General features: G+C 33.5%; 20 protein-coding genes. 7 read left to right on the forward strand and 13 right to left on the reverse strand.

From position 1 onward, the window contains the following. Positions 1-104: 104 nt before the first annotated feature. Positions 105-1,136, reverse strand: coding sequence for an SDR family oxidoreductase (locus QUF93_RS16820; protein ID WP_289359539.1), 1,032 nt, complete (start codon positions 1,134-1,136; stop codon positions 105-107). 227 nt (positions 1,137-1,363) lie between these two features. Between QUF93_RS16820 and QUF93_RS16825 the strand changes: the two genes are divergently transcribed. Further along, entirely contained in the window at positions 1,364-2,119 is a 756-nt protein-coding gene (locus QUF93_RS16825; RefSeq protein ID WP_289359540.1) for a CPBP family intramembrane glutamic endopeptidase, read from the forward strand. 223 nt (positions 2,120-2,342) lie between these two features. Here QUF93_RS16825 and QUF93_RS16830 read toward each other — a convergent pair whose 3' ends face one another. Genes QUF93_RS16830 through QUF93_RS16845 form a run of 4 tightly spaced genes read right to left on the reverse strand, consistent with a single transcriptional unit; the run spans position 2,343 to position 5,135 of the window. Beyond that, positions 2,343-3,284: a serine hydrolase domain-containing protein gene (locus QUF93_RS16830; RefSeq protein WP_289359541.1), complete on the reverse strand. Its 942-nt coding sequence runs from the start codon at positions 3,282-3,284 to the stop codon at positions 2,343-2,345. A 23-nt stretch (positions 3,285-3,307) separates the two neighbouring features. After that, positions 3,308-4,198, reverse strand: a complete 891-nt coding sequence (locus QUF93_RS16835; RefSeq protein ID WP_289359542.1) for an AraC family transcriptional regulator — start codon at positions 4,196-4,198, stop codon at positions 3,308-3,310. Positions 4,199-4,245: 47 nt separating this feature from the next. Then, on the reverse strand, positions 4,246-4,716 hold the full coding sequence (locus tag QUF93_RS16840) for a GNAT family N-acetyltransferase (RefSeq protein ID WP_289359543.1): 471 nt from the start codon (positions 4,714-4,716) through the stop codon (positions 4,246-4,248). 17 nt (positions 4,717-4,733) lie between these two features. Continuing rightward, positions 4,734-5,135 carry a DUF3980 domain-containing protein gene (locus QUF93_RS16845; protein ID WP_289359544.1) on the reverse strand — a complete coding sequence of 134 codons (402 nt, stop codon included), beginning with the start codon at positions 5,133-5,135 and terminating at the stop codon, positions 4,734-4,736. A gap of 96 nt (positions 5,136-5,231) precedes the next feature. On the opposite strand from QUF93_RS16845, the gene QUF93_RS16850 reads away from it, so the two are divergent. After that, on the forward strand, positions 5,232-5,699 hold the full coding sequence (locus QUF93_RS16850; RefSeq protein ID WP_289359545.1) for an NUDIX hydrolase: 468 nt from the start codon (positions 5,232-5,234) through the stop codon (positions 5,697-5,699). Positions 5,700-5,717: 18 nt separating this feature from the next. On the opposite strand, the gene QUF93_RS16855 is transcribed toward QUF93_RS16850, so the two are convergent. Continuing rightward, complete coding sequence (locus QUF93_RS16855) at positions 5,718-6,629, reverse strand: DMT family transporter (protein WP_289359546.1); 912 nt, start codon at positions 6,627-6,629, stop codon at positions 5,718-5,720. A 124-nt stretch (positions 6,630-6,753) separates the two neighbouring features. Between QUF93_RS16855 and pdxR the strand changes: the two genes are divergently transcribed. Continuing rightward, positions 6,754-8,196, forward strand: coding sequence for a MocR-like pyridoxine biosynthesis transcription factor PdxR (gene pdxR, locus QUF93_RS16860; RefSeq protein WP_289359547.1), 1,443 nt, complete (start codon positions 6,754-6,756; stop codon positions 8,194-8,196). 276 nt (positions 8,197-8,472) lie between these two features. Next, the gene (locus tag QUF93_RS16865; RefSeq protein WP_212935547.1) at positions 8,473-8,913 is read left to right on the forward strand and encodes a YaiI/YqxD family protein; all 441 of its coding nucleotides are present in this window, start codon (positions 8,473-8,475) and stop codon (positions 8,911-8,913) included. A gap of 91 nt (positions 8,914-9,004) precedes the next feature. Here the strand turns inward: QUF93_RS16865 and QUF93_RS16870 are convergent, their stop codons facing one another. Next, a complete protein-coding gene (locus QUF93_RS16870) occupies positions 9,005-9,319 on the reverse strand; it encodes a DUF3892 domain-containing protein (RefSeq protein ID WP_289359548.1) in 315 nt (104 codons plus the stop codon). A gap of 241 nt (positions 9,320-9,560) precedes the next feature. On the opposite strand from QUF93_RS16870, the gene QUF93_RS16875 reads away from it, so the two are divergent. Then, positions 9,561-10,436 carry a hypothetical protein gene (locus tag QUF93_RS16875; RefSeq protein WP_289359549.1) on the forward strand — a complete coding sequence of 292 codons (876 nt, stop codon included), beginning with the start codon at positions 9,561-9,563 and terminating at the stop codon, positions 10,434-10,436. 183 nt (positions 10,437-10,619) lie between these two features. Here QUF93_RS16875 and QUF93_RS16880 read toward each other — a convergent pair whose 3' ends face one another. From QUF93_RS16880 to QUF93_RS16905, 6 genes are all read right to left on the reverse strand, one after another. Next, positions 10,620-10,790, reverse strand: coding sequence for a hypothetical protein (locus QUF93_RS16880; protein ID WP_289359550.1), 171 nt, complete (start codon positions 10,788-10,790; stop codon positions 10,620-10,622). Then, positions 10,765-11,766 (reverse strand): sensor histidine kinase, encoded by a 1,002-nt coding sequence (locus QUF93_RS16885; protein ID WP_289359551.1) that lies wholly within the window; start codon positions 11,764-11,766, stop codon positions 10,765-10,767. The genes QUF93_RS16880 and QUF93_RS16885 overlap by 26 nt, the downstream gene beginning before the upstream one ends. After that, on the reverse strand, positions 11,763-12,434 hold the full coding sequence (locus QUF93_RS16890) for a response regulator transcription factor (protein ID WP_289359552.1): 672 nt from the start codon (positions 12,432-12,434) through the stop codon (positions 11,763-11,765). The genes QUF93_RS16885 and QUF93_RS16890 overlap by 4 nt, the downstream gene beginning before the upstream one ends. Positions 12,435-12,468: 34 nt before the next feature. Next, positions 12,469-13,455 carry an alpha/beta fold hydrolase gene (locus QUF93_RS16895; RefSeq protein ID WP_289359553.1) on the reverse strand — a complete coding sequence of 329 codons (987 nt, stop codon included), beginning with the start codon at positions 13,453-13,455 and terminating at the stop codon, positions 12,469-12,471. A gap of 133 nt (positions 13,456-13,588) precedes the next feature. Then, positions 13,589-14,413, reverse strand: a complete 825-nt coding sequence (locus tag QUF93_RS16900; protein WP_289359554.1) for a DUF2785 domain-containing protein — start codon at positions 14,411-14,413, stop codon at positions 13,589-13,591. Between the two features lie 140 nt (positions 14,414-14,553). Continuing rightward, complete coding sequence (locus QUF93_RS16905) at positions 14,554-15,225, reverse strand: nucleoside/nucleotide kinase family protein (RefSeq protein WP_289359555.1); 672 nt, start codon at positions 15,223-15,225, stop codon at positions 14,554-14,556. A 235-nt stretch (positions 15,226-15,460) separates the two neighbouring features. Here QUF93_RS16905 and QUF93_RS16910 point away from each other — a divergent pair, with 235 nt between their 5' ends. After that, positions 15,461-16,042, forward strand: coding sequence for a winged helix-turn-helix domain-containing protein (locus QUF93_RS16910; RefSeq protein WP_289359556.1), 582 nt, complete (start codon positions 15,461-15,463; stop codon positions 16,040-16,042). Then, a complete protein-coding gene (locus QUF93_RS16915) occupies positions 16,039-17,292 on the forward strand; it encodes an MFS transporter (RefSeq protein WP_289359557.1) in 1,254 nt (417 codons plus the stop codon). Before QUF93_RS16910 ends, QUF93_RS16915 begins: the two co-directional genes overlap by 4 nt. Positions 17,293-17,348 lie beyond the last annotated feature (56 nt).

Below are 17,348 nucleotides of genomic sequence, written 5' to 3' on the forward strand. Positions count from 1 at the left end.
TAATTACTATAGTTTAGAAATTAATAGAATATCTCCTAGAATAAAGCTATATACAATAAATTATACCACCCCTTAAAATCAAATCATTCTGAAAACACCCTTATTTACCCTTCGTTACACCACTTCTCTAATAATACTCTCTCCCTCTCACCTGAAATACCTGCTTTTAATCCCCTTTCTTCCATTTCTTTCATCCACTCATACACGTCTTTAACTGTATCTTCTAACCTTCTAAAAGTAAGCCCTGCTTTAACAGCACTCTCGACACTAATAGAAAATCCACCTTTCCATGGCTTTGTTTCACCTTCTAATGAAAAAGTTTCGGGAAGCCAAAATGGCATTTCTGTCCAAGGCTCTACTTTATGTTCCTTCATAAATGATTCATCTACCCAAATGAATTCAGCATCACTATTTGTAACTTTTTTACACGTATTTAATAGCTCTTCCATCGTCAATTCATAATTCGGACCTGTTATATTGAATGTACCTGCTTTATTATTTTCTGCCATGTTTAGTCCAAATCTCGCGACATCTTTTATATCAACTAACTGTACTGGACGGTTTTCCCTACCAGGAACTAATATATTTCCACCCTTTGCTACACGCTGAATCCAGTATAGAAGGCGATCTGTATAATCAAACATACCCGAAAGAAGTCCTGCCCTAACATGTAAAACACGCCCCGGCCAATACTTCTCTGCTTCTTTTTCACATAATACTTTAAGCGCACCGTAATACTCATAAGGAGATATTTCACCATTCTCTACAGCCTTTATCTGATCACTCGATGGTTCAGGTTGTAATATATAGTCTTCTTTTATGTGATGCGGAATCCAATCTTTATATACGGAAAGGCTTGAGATGAATGTATAGTGTTCAATATTATCTTTAAGTACTTCTCCCATTTTCCTAATGTGATGCGGAGAAAATCCACACGTGTCCACTACGACATCCCATTTTCGATTTTCTAAACTTGATACATCGTCATTTCTATCACCGATTAACTGCTCTACTTCAGGAAAAATTTCATTATTTGTTCCCCGGTTGAATAATGTAACTTCATGCCCTCTTTTTAAAGCCTCATCTACAAAAGCTCTTCCTAAAAAACGTGTACCACCTAGTATTAGAAATTTCATGGTTTTCCCCCATTCGTAATAAAAATCCTTTCTTTTGTTAAACGATTTTTTATTGTGGAAAGTTACGGGGATCGTTTAATTTTTTTCTACAAGTTCAATCTATATAATTTCCAAACTTTTTCTATCTTTAGAAACAATAGGATGAAAATATTCATTCTGTTGATTTCCATTTCATATATAATTAAAATATCGGATATTCGATTAACTACTTATACATACTTAGGTAGGTGAAAAATATTAATAGAAAAATAGTTTATCATTCAACATTATGTATTTATTTTCTCACATCGCTTGTATATATCATCTTGCTGAACATAGAAAATGGTCGTAATTATTTGGGGTTTACGATGGTTGTTCCGTTTTTAGCTGTTATTTTATATCAAAAATTATATAAGAAGCAAAAAATAGTTCACACATTTGGAATTTCACGTCCAAAAATAAAAACACTAATCTTCTCCATATTATTCCCACTACTTCTAGGACTATGTCTCCATTTTTATTTTTATATTTATGATATTAAGTTCTTATATAATCATTGGAATGAATTAGGATTTCTCTTACTCGTTGGTCTTACAGTTGGATTTTTATCTGCATTATTAGAAGAGATTATATGGCGCGGAAATTTTCATTACTATTTACGAAAAAAATATTCATTCATGCAAACAGCTATTATTACAGCTTCGTTTTGGTCTTTATGGCATTTACCAGTAGCAATCTTTTATAAAAATTATGAGTTTTGGTTTGTAGGAATATTAAGTTATCTCGCTTTATTATTTATATTATCTATAATTTTGACATACACGAGAGAATACGGTGGTTCTGTAATATCACCCGCAATTTTACATGGTATGTTTAATGTATTTTATTTAACAGATGTAGTGCAAAACAAGTGGGATGCCAGCCTAATAGAATTAATTAAATTTATCTTACTAGCAATTGTGCTCGGCATAATGTATCTTATACATCACAAAGTTAAAGAATAGTTAAAACTAAAGAAAAAAGGTGTTTCCACTTTTAGTTGAAAGTACCTTTAATTGCTCATAAAGTACTTCAACACCTTGCAATTATTCAATAATCGTATAGGTGTTGAAGTTTTATAATCTTAGTTGAACAATTTTGTTCTCACAACACTTATTTATATTATGGAAAACAAAACAAGTATAACTAGACCTTCTATTCTCATTTTCATAATATAAACATATTATATTAATCTTTTAAATAAGGAAGTATACACTCTTTAATTAACTTCCATCTATCCCCTGCATTCAGTATAACTTCAGAAGCAATCACCACCACCAATTCCCTCTCCGGAATACAGCAAATCACATTCCCACCATCGCCCATTGCACAGTATGAAAAGACCCCATCTTCTTCTCGTAACCACCATAAGTAACCGTATTGATTCGAATTCATTGCTGTTGATTCTTTTACCCATGATTTTGATAGAATTTGCTCTCCATTATGAATACCTTCGTTTAAATACAAACGTCCAAACTTAGCCATATCTCTAACCGTTAACGTCAGTCCCCAGCCGCCAGTTGTAATACCATTTGGATCGTGAACCCATCCTTTCACATCTTTTCCGAATAAGTCATCAAATCCGAATGCTTTCATATTGTAGTTTGGAATTTCTCTCATGCCGATAGGCTGGAATAGATGGTCGTTCGCAAATTCACGAGCACTTTTCCCTGTTACACTCGTAATAATTGCTGATAGTAAATGAGCTCCTGCTGATGAATATTTAAAAGCTCCAATTTGCCCGCCGTTCCCAATTCTATTAAGTGTATACTGTACCCAGTCCTGTTGTGTACATAGTTCTTCTAGCGGTTCCTGCCAGTCCACATAAGAATATGGAGCTGTCATTGTAAGAAGGTGTCGCACTGTTACTTCAGATGCCTTAAGATTATATTCAGGAAAAAACTCTATTACTTTTTGATTAACACTTTTGATATACCCTTTATCTACACATATCCCAATTAATGCAGAGATTATCGTTTTTGTTACTGATGCTACATGACATGCATCATCTGGACCGTAACCATTATAATAGTTTTCAAAAACGACATTACCTTTTTGTACAACTAACACACCATTTATATTTTTGTATTCTTCTTTTACAACACAATCTAACTGTTCAGCAGTTTTCATCGTTCTTCCCCCTTAATCTATGATTAAAAAGGTTCGATAGGTACATATATATCGACCATATGTTTATTTTTCGGATGCTGCCCTGCATCATTTCTATATACTTCAAAAGGATACGAATCTCTCGGTTTATATCCGCTATTCGGGAGCCATTCACCATATAAAAAGTTCCATGCTCCTTTGTATTCATCTTGGAATATTTCAAAGTGGCCTACTGCATATTTCCCTGATGGTATTGTCATTAGTCCCACTTCACTATTTCCTTCTTCTACTCCATTTGGAATTGTTATGCATAGACTCGTTCTTAAATGATAGTCCTCAGTAAACTCATGATGATCATGATAAATTGTTAATACTTTCGTATCCTCGAATACATGATAGTTTTGCTCCGCTGCGTAATGAAATAGCTTTCCTATCATTTTTGGAAAATCTATAGCTAAATCCTTATATGTACCTACGTGTCTTATGTATGCGACGTTTACTTTGTCCGCTGTTACAATTTCGACCTCTCCTCGAACCTTCTTACACTCATTGTATTGAGAACCTTCGCTAACGTCTTTGCAATTCTTGCTATTGTGATTTCGATAGTGAGACGGACTTACTCCGTACTGACTTTTAAATGTCCGTGAGAAAACTGCTGAATCTGTGAACCCGAAGTAATACGCAATGTCTGTAATCGTCATATCTGTACGATAAGTAAGAAGGTGTGTTGCCCTCTCTAATTTCAAACGATTCACATACCGAGATAATGGCTCATCCATCATCCCTTTAAAAATTCTATGAAAATGAAATTTTGAAAAGCCTGCCACATTAGCTAAATCTTCAATGGAAAGTGAATCATTTATGTGTGATTCTATATAATCTTGCACTTTATAAATACGTCGTAAATACTCGTTTCTACTTTGAGAACTCTCCATGTTCTTTCCTCCTCACAACAAAAAGGCTAACTTCACGTTAGCCTACTTTACACATTTTTTAAAAATAAAACTCTACTCCCGCCGTTCCCATCATAATTTGTATGTACGGATACGCCTTCTATTTCATCATCCCCAGCTTCAATTTCAAAGCCAATTTCTTGATGAAATTGTATCGATTTTTTATTAACTGGTGACGTGATTGCTTTTACAACTTTACGGTTGTTTGCACGAGCGACATCAAAGAAATAAGAATACAATGTCGATGCGATTCCTTTTCTTCTATATTTCGGATTTACACCGATAAAATGAACGTACGCTTCATCTTTATGAGTTTGTGAAAAGAAACCACATAGGAAACCTAACGTTTCTCCTTCTTCTTCAATGATAAAACTCGTTTCTTGAAAGTGAACGAAAAACAATTTTGGCAACATATTAGCCATATCTCTTCCGCCCCACCAATCATTTAATACGGAATGAATCTTTACATAATCTTCCCCTTGAATGTTTCTTACTCGCATGTATTTCTCCCTCTCACTCACTTCATTTTTTCATATATTTTAATAACCGTTTCTACTAAAAGAATGAATACCCATATTCCGCTAAATACAAGAACAGACTGGAATATGGATCCGAGTATAATAACACCAACTGCACCTGATCCTGAAAATGATACTTCACCAAACCCTGGATCATGTATAAGTGATCCAGCTGAAAAAGCCATTAAAATAGATCCTATTAAATAAATAACACTCATTATTTTTAATATTTTTATAGAAAGATACGAAGGTTGTTCTTCTTCCACTTGTGATAATTCGATCTCCCCGCTCGCAATTCCTTTTTGTAAACAATCCTCACACAAAAATTCTTCCTTAATTTTTTTACCACCATGCAATGTACCTGTTATTTCTTTACATCGTGAACACTTTCGATTTATCATTTTGTTATCACTCCAATCAACTATGATTATCTTAATATAATTCGACTTTTACCTTATTATTCCTTTTATGTATTTTATAGAGAAAGGTTATGTTTTATGATTTCGAAACTCACATTTGGTTCTAAAAATCCTACTGTTCATTATGTATTACGGCCGAGCTGTTATGCGGTTATTTTTAATCCAGCTACTTCAAACATAGCTATCATTCGAAATGGAGAACGTTATTTTTTACCAGGTGGCGGTATGGAAGGTAATGAAACAAAAGAAGAATGTTTGCATCGTGAATTACTCGAGGAATTAGGATGGACAATTGAAATCGAACAGTATATCGGTAATGCAGCGCGCTATTTTTATGCGGAAAAGGAAGACACTTATTATTTAAACGATGGGTTCTTTTACATTGCGAACATGGTACATAAACAAACTGAACTCTCTGAAGAAGATCATATTTTAAAGTGGATGTCTCCATCACTTGCTGTTGAGCTTTTAATTCACGATCATCAAAAATGGGCCGTTGAACAAGCACTTTTACTACGAAATAAAAAAGGATCTCCTTCTATATGAAAGAGATCCTTTTCACTATTAACTTACTTTTTTCAAATTGAGAGCCGGCTTCTTGATTCCGCCTTTTTTTACAACATATAAACCGATAAAGATAATAAGCCCACCAACTAGTTGCATCATATTGATTTGCTCTCCGATTGTTACTGCCGCAAAGATAACTGCGAACAATGGTACAAGGTACATATAAACCATTACTTTCGTTGAACCGATTTTACTAATACCGACATACCACATTGCGAGTCCGAAGATTGTCGCAAAGACGATCGAATATGCTAGAGAGCCCCAGCTCGGCGTATCTACTGGCCACGTTAACGTATTTACATTGAATAAACAATATACAACAAGTGGTACAATTCCAATTAAAGTAGACCATGATGTAACTCTCATTGCCGAGTATTTTGTAATAAGAGGTTGTGCTAAAATTGGGTACCATCCCCACGCAACTGCTGCGACTAATCCAATCAAATTTCCGAGCCACGCATACTCATAAGTTGCTCCTCCTGAATGCCCTGTTAATAAAACGAATGCTGCACCAACAAAGGCTACTATTGAACCAATTTGTACTTTCATCGAAAAGCGTTCTTGTTTGTGTAATACTGCTAATATCCCTGTAAATATAGGTGACATCGCAATTAATAATGAGGCGTTCGTTGCTGAAGTATATTTTACAGATAACATAAACATCGTTTGATACATTGTCGTTCCAACGATACCGACTGCTAATAATCGTAACCAATCTTTTCTTTCAATACGTAATGAGCGTTCCATAATAAAAGTAATAAGTAATAATACCGGTGATGCTACTAAAAATCGTAAACTATTAAATTGAATGGATGACATAAATGCCACGCCATACTTTCCAATTGTATAATTTGCTCCCCATACTAATGCTACTGATACTAGGAGCCATTCCATTTGCCATCGTTTCATCCGAATCTCCCCTTCCCTATTTAGCATAGTAAAATTGGCTGGATAAAACACCGTCCAATTGGCTGTTTTTTTACCCAGCCAATTTGTTATACTTGATGTATATAAGAGATACGGAGGCATTTGTATGGAATGGAAGCTAGATAACGACAGTAAAATCCCTATTTATCAGCAAGTTGTTGATTTTATTGAAAGACGTATTACATACGGAGAGCTTCCCCCAGGTAGCTTCCTCCCTTCCGAACGAAAATTAGCTACGCAGTTAAATGTAAACCGAAGTACAGTAACGACTGCTTATAATGAACTTCGCGCTATGGGAATTGTAGAAAGTACGACTGGTAAAGGTACACGTGTAAGTACACATATGTGGGGCGTTTCTCCAACATTAACGCCGAACTGGAGAAATTTCGTAGAAGGTGGTACTTTTTTACCAAACTTACCGTTACTTCGCCATATTCGTGCGCAAGTACAGCAAAATGAAAACATTATAGATTTCGCTAATGGAGAACTCGGTTGTAATCTTTATCCTCACGATCAACTCCAAACGATTTTACGAGAACAACCGTTAACGCAATCATTAAGTTATGATCATCCTCAAGGCTATCTCCCGCTAAGAAGAGCGGTAGTAAAATATATGAAAGAACATTTAAAAGTGGAAGCGACCGAACAATCGATTATGATTACATCCGGCGCCCAACAAGCACTCCACCTTATCGTTCAATGTTTATTAAATCCAGGTGATGCAGTTGCTTTCGAAAGTCCATCGCACTGTTATTCATTACCGTTATTCCAATCAGCAGGTATTCGTATTTTCCCATTACCTGTCGATGAACACGGTATTAATCCGGACGATGTGCAAGAACTATATAGAAAGCATCGCATTAAAATGATTTTTTTAAATCCAAATTTCCAAAACCCTACGGGAACAATGCTGCATCCAAACCGTAGAAAAAAACTGCTATCGCTTTGTGCAGACTTACGAATTGCGATTGTTGAAGATGATCCGTCCAGTTTACTTACGTTAGAAAATAAACAGCCTTGCCCTACTTTGAAATCAATTGATGAAAATGGAACAGTCATTTATGTTCATTCCTTATCAAAAATGATCGCACCAGGGTTACGCGTCGGCTGGCTTGTCGCTCCGCAGTCTGTGGTAGAACGATTATCCGATGCACGGCACCAAATGGAATTAGGAATGAGCATTTTCCCGCAGTGGCTTATGCAACAATTTTTCGAAACCGTACCATTTCAGTCGCATATCGTTCCGTTACGAAAACAACTTGCAGAAAAAAGAGACATTATCGTCCGTGCTTTAAATGAACAGCTTCACGATAAAATCTCTTTTTCAAACCCGACCGGCGGTATATACATTTGGGGAAAATTAAAAGAACCGATAAACGAAAAACAACTTATTATGCAAAGCTTAAAACAAGAAATCGCCTTTATGCCAGGTAGTATTTTCGGCGCGAAAGATGGTTATATACGTTTGTCTTATGGGAAGGTAAATATTGATCAAATTGAGGAAGGTATTGCTCGTTTGCGTGAGGCTATTTTGGTTTGTGAAAACTGAGTTTTTCAATGATTGTAGTTTTAAAAAAGCTGTTTTTCATGCCTTTAGCTAAAGAATCCTCATTTGACAAAAGATAAATCTACGATTATTATCAACACGAACCTATTTATCCCGCTATTTGTGGGCAGTAAGACCCCTACCTCAAAATTCAGCAAAAGCAAAGAAGTTAGGCGAGGGGCGGGCTACCCATAAACGCCCGATTGGTTCAACTAATAATCAATGAGGGATGAACAAAACCCCCACTGATTAAAGCTTCACTTTATAGGAGTGATAAAAATGAAAATTTACGTTGATGCAGATGCTTGCCCTGTAAAAGATGTGATTATTTTTGAAGCTACGAATGCAGAAATTCCTGTTACCCTCGTTACTAGCTTCTCTCATTATTCTAATGCGGAGCAGCCAGCAGGAGTGGAAACAATTTATGTTGATTCTGGAGCAGACGCTGCGGATTACCGGATTATGCAGTTAGCAAAAAAAGAAGATTTAATCGTAACGCAAGATTACGGTCTTGCTTCGCTCGCTTTAGCAAAAGGCTGTATCGTTCTACACCATAAAGGCTATAAGTATACGAATGAAAACATTGACCAACTATTACAAACACGTTATTTAAGTGCAATGGTTCGAAAAAGCGGTAAGCGTACAAAGGGGCCAAAACCATTTACAGCAGAAGATAAAGAGAAATTTAGAGAGCTCTTTAAAAGTGTCATTTCACTTTAGAAATGAACCTTCTATTTGTAGGGAAAGCTTTGCAAAGCAAAGAAAAGAAGAGAATATCCAAATGAACATTCTCTTCTTGAGGTTTACCCGTTTAAAAAGACGGCAAATTATCTAAATTATTTTCTTTCATACCATCAGGTTCACTACGTATAATATCCCTACCATACTTATGAAATACGTCCACATGCGCTAACTTCCCTGATTTTGCTTCATCAAGAGCAGTAATATAATCTAATTCTCTTCCACTACTTGTCTTAAAAGCAATTAAATCACCTTCATCATTTTTGCGAACTGCAACAATTTGTTCTGCTCCTGAATCGACTTCTTGAGCTACTTCCAAATGGGCTTGTTCTTCCCCTTGATGTAAGTAATCATTATAAACTTTTTCAAAGTCTTTTTTCTCCATAAAACTCACCTCCAACACATTTTATTAGTATGTTGGAAAGGTATTGGTTTTATGTACTTTTTTATTAACTTAACAAGACTATACTACTCCAAAGAAATAACCCAGATCATACTCTTTTACCTAATACAAATTTATTTTATAATCCTTTACCTCTCAATTTAAGCTAAATTTAAGTGTTAATATTTTCCTATCAATATTATAATTTATTATATCGAAAAGAAATATGAAATGGAGAATGATTATGTTGAATATAGATATTAATCGTTTAACTGATATTTGTTTTGATTATCAGCAATCTAGATTTTATGTTACTAGAATCCCAACAGATTTCTTATCAATTGCCGAAAAACGCTTTTCTATACCAACGGATGATCAAATTATCGCTTTTTTAAGTTGTAATTTGTTTGGATCAGGAAAATATGGTGTTTACTTTACAAGTTCAGGTTTATACTGGAAAAACTGGTTATTAGGTACAGGGAATATGAAATGGGATCAATTAAATGAAGTGCAACAAATTGAAATTGATAAAGATGGTTTTTTATCTTTCGATGCACAAAAAAGTTTTAATATTAACGGGAGTGATTATCCACCACTGTTATTTAAAGAATTACTTATAACTCTTACAAATTCATTCCAAAATTCAAAGCAAAATGATATACATCCAGTTATAAAAATTAATGAGATAAAATCAATCTGCTCTTTGTTTGAGACGCATGATGAATTATTAGAACCTGATAATGGATTATTTGTAGACACTCATATTTCACACAAAAAGTTAAAGGAAATTGGCGCACGATATATTGTTCCAAAAGAAGAAGAAATCATTGCTTTTTTAGATACATCTGTCCTTGGTAATTTGGGTAAAGGCTCGGACGGAGTATTAATTTGTCAATCGGGTATATATTTTAGAGAAACTTTTGTACACTTGTATTTCCCATGGCATGCCTTTAAGAATACCCCTATCACTTTGGATTCAAACGAATTAGAAATTGGAAAAGGAAACGTATTTCACCTTCAACATGCTAGAATGCCTAGTCAAGAGATTCTATTATTCATCAAGAATTTAAAACAATATGTTAATACTTTATATGAAGAAAATCCGCAATTACATATTTAATAAACTCGTTATCACATATAAGCTCATGTATAGTTAAGGCTAACATTTCAATTCAACTAAAAAACTATCCTTTTTGTAGGAAACCTACAGAAAGGATAGTTTTTTAACTCTTTTTCTTTGCTTAAATGCTCATTTATAATGGAGGTGAGTGATGAACCACACACTATAATTCGAAGACCCTTTTTAAAACCTACGCCATTTCTTCACAGTCTCCAATATAGTATCTGTAAAGACCGTACTCCATCCCTCTTCAGTTAAAAAATTTTGGTTCCGTAATGACATGACTGGCGTTACTAATAAAACTTCAATTAGAATTGCAAATTGCAATTTATCTCTTCTTTTGAGTGTTTTCAAATGAAAACATAGTCCCCTCACTATTTGATTGTAAAGTGTATTTTATATCGAACATCTTTGATATATCTTCAATATTTTTTAAGCCGAGTCCCGTTCCTTTACTATTCATATCAAACCCAATCCCGTTATCTCTAAAGAAAACAATATCATCACCTATGAGAATCTCAAGTTTGTTAGCTTTTGAATGTTTAAGCACATTTTGAAAAATATTATCGAATAGCCTTTGAATCCATAACTCATTACTATTCCATATCAACTCTTTATCTTGTGGATTATATACTAATTCAATTTTATGAATGCTATACAAATAGCTCCATTTTTTAATCATATTTTCTATTAAATTATGTATATTCACTTCATCATTCACAATATAAGTATTCTCTAATGTCTCTGTAGATTGAATATTAAATTCGTTAGTTAAATCACTTATATATTGTATCTGCTCATACATTGATTCAAGTACTGGTGCTTGTTCTTCGTATTCGTCTTCTAAATAATATAATTGTAATCTAACCGCAGTTAAGGGTGTATTAATATCATGCCGTAATTTATTTAATAGCTCTTTTTTTATTTGTTCCTGTTGTTGTAGTTCTAATTCTCGATAAGTCGTTCTTTCTATAAGCAAGTTTACTGACCTAATCAGTTCCCCCATCTCGTCATCGCTTTTGACATCGATTATATTAGGGATTTTTTTATCACTAGCTAAATCCCGAATCGTTTGATTTAATACATTAATTTTATTTAATACTGTGTTAATCGATTTTGAAAATACAAAAGCTAATACTAATAGTGACAATAAAAATATAATTAACATAGTAGGATATGCAAAGGATTCATGAAAGGGAATGTTTTTATTTTTAGTTTTAAAGACAACATTATAAATAACTGATACAAAGATACTAATCGACAACAATAACAGTGGTACGCTAACAATAGCGGAGATTAGTAGTAACTGATATTTTTTCTTTAAGTTCATTTCTTCATAAAGGTATTTAGTCTATACCCTTCTCCATAAATATTTTGAATAATATCACCTGTTTTATCCTTGATTTTAGTCCTAATTTTTTTTATATGTACATTCATGATATTTTGATTTCTATCCTCAAGTTGCCATAAGTAATCAAAGAAGTGTTCTTTTGTTAGAATTCTATCTCTATTTTCATATAAATAGAAGAATATTTTACGCTCAATCGCAGTAAAAGCAACTTCATCACGCAAACCATTCATTAGAACCCTTTTATATTCTGCATCTATAAATAAATGTTTAATTTGCGTGAAAGTACCATATTGATTATCTAACATTTTCTGAATCCTTAACAGCAGCTCTCTAGGATCAAAAGGTTTTATCATGTATTCTTCTCCAATAGTTAAACCTTTTAGTTTACTATCAATATCATTCCGAGCTGATAGAAATATAATTGGGATATTTAATCCTAGATTTTTTATTTTCTTTGTAATTTGATAACCATCTTCACCCGGTAACATAACATCCATTATGACTAAATCTATTTCATGAATTACATCAAGAACTTTCTTTCCTTCTTTCTCCCAATACACCTTGTACTTCTCGCGTTGCAAAATTTTTTGTAATAAATCTCCTATCATCAAATCGTCTTCAACAATTAATATGTTATATTCTTTCATTATGTAGACCTTCCATCGCCAAAATAACAATAGCTTAGTTCTTCACTACTTTATTATTAATAAAATCCATAGCAAGTTTGTATATTTCATCCGGAGCGTATAAATAAATACTATGTGTACCTTCAATTATTTTCACATCAGCTATTAATAACTTGCTAGCAAACTCCTTATAATCTTTGTTTTTTTGCTTTGTATACTTCGAATCTTTATTTTGCCCAGCAATCGCATCTATAAATAAAATAGGTGTTTCTTTTGGGATTGATAAGGAATTTGATTTTTTACCGTTATTGTAGCTTTGTAAAAGTTCTTGCTTCATATCATCGTTAAAAGCTCGTTTATATGTAAGCGCTCTATAAATATCTTTTTCCTGTTCGTTTAAAAAGGATTGCCGAATGACTTCGGGGTTATAAGTGATAGAAGGAACTAATCTCTGAAAACCAATTTTCGCTAAAATATTCATCCCTTTTATTTTTAATGAATCAACCCTACCCATTTTATGAGTTACGTACTGTTTAGGTAAACCAATATCTAACGCAATAATCCCTTTTACTTCACTTGGATATTTTTGTGCCCAGTAAATAGCCTCTATTCCCGATAGAGAGTGTGGTACTAAAATGTATGGAGGTTTATTTCCACTTCGAATAAGCGCTTCTCTCGTTTGTTCTAGTATCGTATCAATATCTCTATCATCTTGAAAAACATCACTGTACCCATAACCAGCTCTCTCAATTACAGAAATCTTGTTTTCTTTCGAAAATTCACTATACAACCCTTTCAATTCATAAACAGGAGCGGCAATTCCAGATCCGGCCATAAATACAAACGTATCCTTCCCGCTCCCCTCATTATAAACATTCATTTTTTTATTATTGAAATTAATAAGTTCACCTTTATTATTTATTAATTTCGATTCCATTCTTAATTGATAGTTATGATATATAAATACAACGCCTGTTCCAAGAAAAATAATGCTACTACATACAAAAAATATAATCTTTACTATCTTCAATAATCTTTTCATTTGACACCCCTTTCAGCCTATACTGAAAGGGTACAATGTAAAAATAAATTTCTAATAAATTTTTCAAAATTAATAGTTTCTCTTTGTTTCTAAGTATGGATTTCGTTTAAAATTTCCAAGTCCAAAGCCTTTTTTAATACCTACGTAACTTCTTCAAAGTCTCCAATATATCATCTGTAAAGGCTGTACTACCCTCTGTCTCTAAAACTCTGAAATATAAACTTCGTAAGAAAGCTCTAATATTTTGAACTAAAATATCATACTGAGGATGCGGGATGTCTTCAACAATTGCTATACTATGTAACCAGTTGCTCCACTCTTCTTCAGTTAAAAGATTTTGGTTACGTAACGACATAATTGGCGTTACTAATCTCTCATCCTCAAAGTGTATGTATACGTAGTCATTTAAACGAACCTTTTGACGAACAGCAGCTAGTATTGCATATGAAAACTCGCGATTTTGGATTGTACGAGCTAAAGCATCTAGCGCATCTGCAGCATGTGCCGTAGAATGTGCCCAGCCTTTTCCTTCTACGTAACCTCTTACGTCTTCTTCTAAATATACATATTCCAGAATTTGTTCTGCTACACTGTACAGTTGTTCTTCAGATAACAGCGGTTCTCTTTCATGAACAGATAAAATAAGTGGTGGGATTAAAACAGAGAATGCACGTTTGAAAACAGAGTCCGTTCCCTTTTCTCCAATTTTATAAAATAAATAATCAGGACTAATTGCTTGTAACATTAATCCTCGTAATTCTTTTTGTCTAAATACATCATTTGTAATCCATTTGTGAAGCGTACTATATATTAAATCATCACGCAGTTCAGCATCTGGTGATCCGATATAATCTAACATCCACTGTGCATATGGATATGCGTCTACATCTTCTGGTACAGCATAATTATTATTTTTAATTTGTTGTAGTTCTTCTTTTAGTTCTAGTACTTCATTCATTATAGGTCCTGTCCCCTTTTTTTCGTTTTTTAACTTGCCTTTTTTCCTTATCCCCTGGAAATTACTTCGTAAAATTAATTTCATTATACGAGAATTATAACAATAAATATAAGGCTATACATATATTTCTGATTACGCATTTACTTTCTTTCATGAAATATTACTTCTGGATTTTCTAAATCACTATTCTGAAATACAACGTCCGCACGCTCTTTCGGATTATGCTCATCTATATACATCTTACAAGCTGCATGATACCTGTTCAAAAACATCTTCTCTGCTTCTTCATAACTTCCAAAAGCTTCAGTCTCCCGCTTCGCACCACGTTTTCTCGCAATCTCAAAATCTGTATCTACAAAAATTTTATAATCAAATAGATGTGCAATGTCATTTTTCAATAGAAATGTTCCATCTACTATTAGCACCATATTTGGCGGCGCCACTAGAGGTGCATTTTGTACAGGGATGTCCGTTATTAAGTTATGAGAAATCGTTTCATACTGTAAATTCCCATTAGGTCCTAAAGGCTTTAATAACCTTTCTTTAAAAGCTGTATAATCGTGCGCATCTTCATAATATCCTCTAGCAGATTCTTTACCTTGCGTATAGCGAATCACTCTCGGGTTATGAAAATCGTCAATACTTGCGCGTGTTACTGGTACTCCGCGCTTTTTCATTTCCACCGCTAGTTCGTTTGCAAATGTTGTCTTTCCTGATGCTGTAATACCACTTACTCCCACTCTTATTGGATGGGTTAAGTTCAACGTTAAAATATGATCAGCAATTTTTTTCATGTGTTTTTTACGGTTCATGATAATCCCCCTTAATCGCTCTAATAAAACACTATAATTTTATTATGTAAACAATGAATCGTTCATGTATCATTTAAAACAATTAGGTTCCACTATTTTATCTTACTTTAATTTTCAGAATAAACAAAATAAATATTGATTCTTCTTATTCAGTAAGTTATATTTAAATCGATAAAAAATAATTTATTGATAACATTTAGTTTTTTAGACTTACTACATAAAGGGAGGTTTTACAATGAAATATGAAATGATACTTGAATCAAGTGAACAAATTCATGCTCTCTCTCACCCTTTAAGACAACGGATTCTATCAATCCTATCATCTAAAGAATTAACGAATAAGCAAATTTCTGAAGTGTTAGGTGAATCAGCTCCGAAAGTACATTTTCATGTTAAGGAACTGCTTAATGCTGGGATTATCAAACTAACAAAAGAAGAAATACATGGCTCAATTGTGGAAAAGAAGTATGCAGCTTCAGCACGCTCTTTTCGTTTATCTTCATCACTTGAGTTATCTAAGGTAGATGAACATAAACTGTACGAATCCACATTTCATGAAACGTATCGAAATCTTATAGAAAGTATCGATTATTATGAAGGCGCGCTATCTAATTCACAAATTTTCCAACAACAAGTTTTGTTAACAAATGAAGAAATCAGCTCTATTCATAAACATTTATCTGCAATCCATGAAATATTAAATGGATCCCAATCAGAAAAGAAAAAGACTACCAAAAATTCATCACCTTTTTCTCTAAGCTATTTCTTTCATCCTACACCTTTACATCCAACTACCGGACTTAAAGGTGATTCATGAAAAGTATAGTGACCAATTCTCTTTTTACTAATAGAAACTTTTCTCTGTTTTTCTTTGGGCAATCGCTATCTACAATTGGTGATGGATTTCAACAAATCGCCATCATTTACTTAATATTTGATATGGGTGGAAGAGGCAGTGAAATGGCCTTTTCCCAATTATCATTGTTCCTTCCTCGTATTATGATTTTGCTATTGGGTGGCGTTGTTGTAGATCGTCTGAATGCAAAACAAATTATTTGGATTACAGATTTATTCCGTTTCGCTATCATATCCATTTTAGTATTATTATTAGCTTTCGATTCTTTAACTTTTCCTTTACTTTATATAATGCTTTCTTTATCAGGATTGGCTAGTGGATTTTTTTATCCTGCATTTAACTCCATTGTCCCTTCACTTGTAGAAGTAGCAGAATTAGAACGAGCGAATGCTTGGGTGCAGTCTATTTCACAAACTGCTATTTTTATAGGTCCACCTTTAGCTGGAGTAGTAATTAGTAATTTTGGTGTTACAACTGGTTTTATCATTAACGGATTGTCTTATTTAATTGCTTGCATAACAGGAATATTAATAAAGAATAAAGAGATTATAAAAGATAAAATGACAGAATCGCATATTATAAAAGACCTTTCAGATGGTTTCCAACAAATTTGGACCGCGAAATGGTTAAGAACTATTTTGATAGTTAATTTATTAGGTGGGCTGGCTGTAGTAGGCCCATTACAAATCATTTTACCCTTGTATTCGAAAGAAGTTTTAAAAATCAGCACTTCTCAAATGGGTATTGTTATGGCTGCTTTCGGAATAGGATCTGTACTAGGTATGATGATGATTTCAAAGTTAAAGACTGAATATAAAACTCTTCGGATGTTTTATATTCTTGAAATCTTCCAAGGAATCATCCTTTGTTTTGTAGCTATCCCCTCACTCATTATTGTCGTTTTCGCTATAGGCATAGTCGGTATTTTAAATGGTATCGCTAGCATTATTATGATTTCAAAAATCCAATCCAATGTCCCCTCATATAACCTTGGCAGAACAATGAGCTTTGTTTCTTTAGCATCATTTGGAGCGGTGCCTATTTCACAATTATTATCTGGCTGGCTATCCGGATTTATTCCACTCAACTTTGTTTTTATTTTCTCATCAAGTTTATTGCTTATTAGTGGATTTTTTGGCGTGATTGTTTCTAAAAAAGATTTAACTAACAAAGCAAAGAGACTATATGATAATGAAACTATTGGAGGTTAATTTGCAAATTACATAGAAAAACTAGAGAATCGCTATCCTCTAGTTTTTCTATGTAT

It is taken from the genome of Bacillus hominis, assembly GCF_030348325.1.
Lineage (GTDB): Bacteria > Bacillota > Bacilli > Bacillales > Bacillaceae_G > Bacillus_A > Bacillus_A hominis.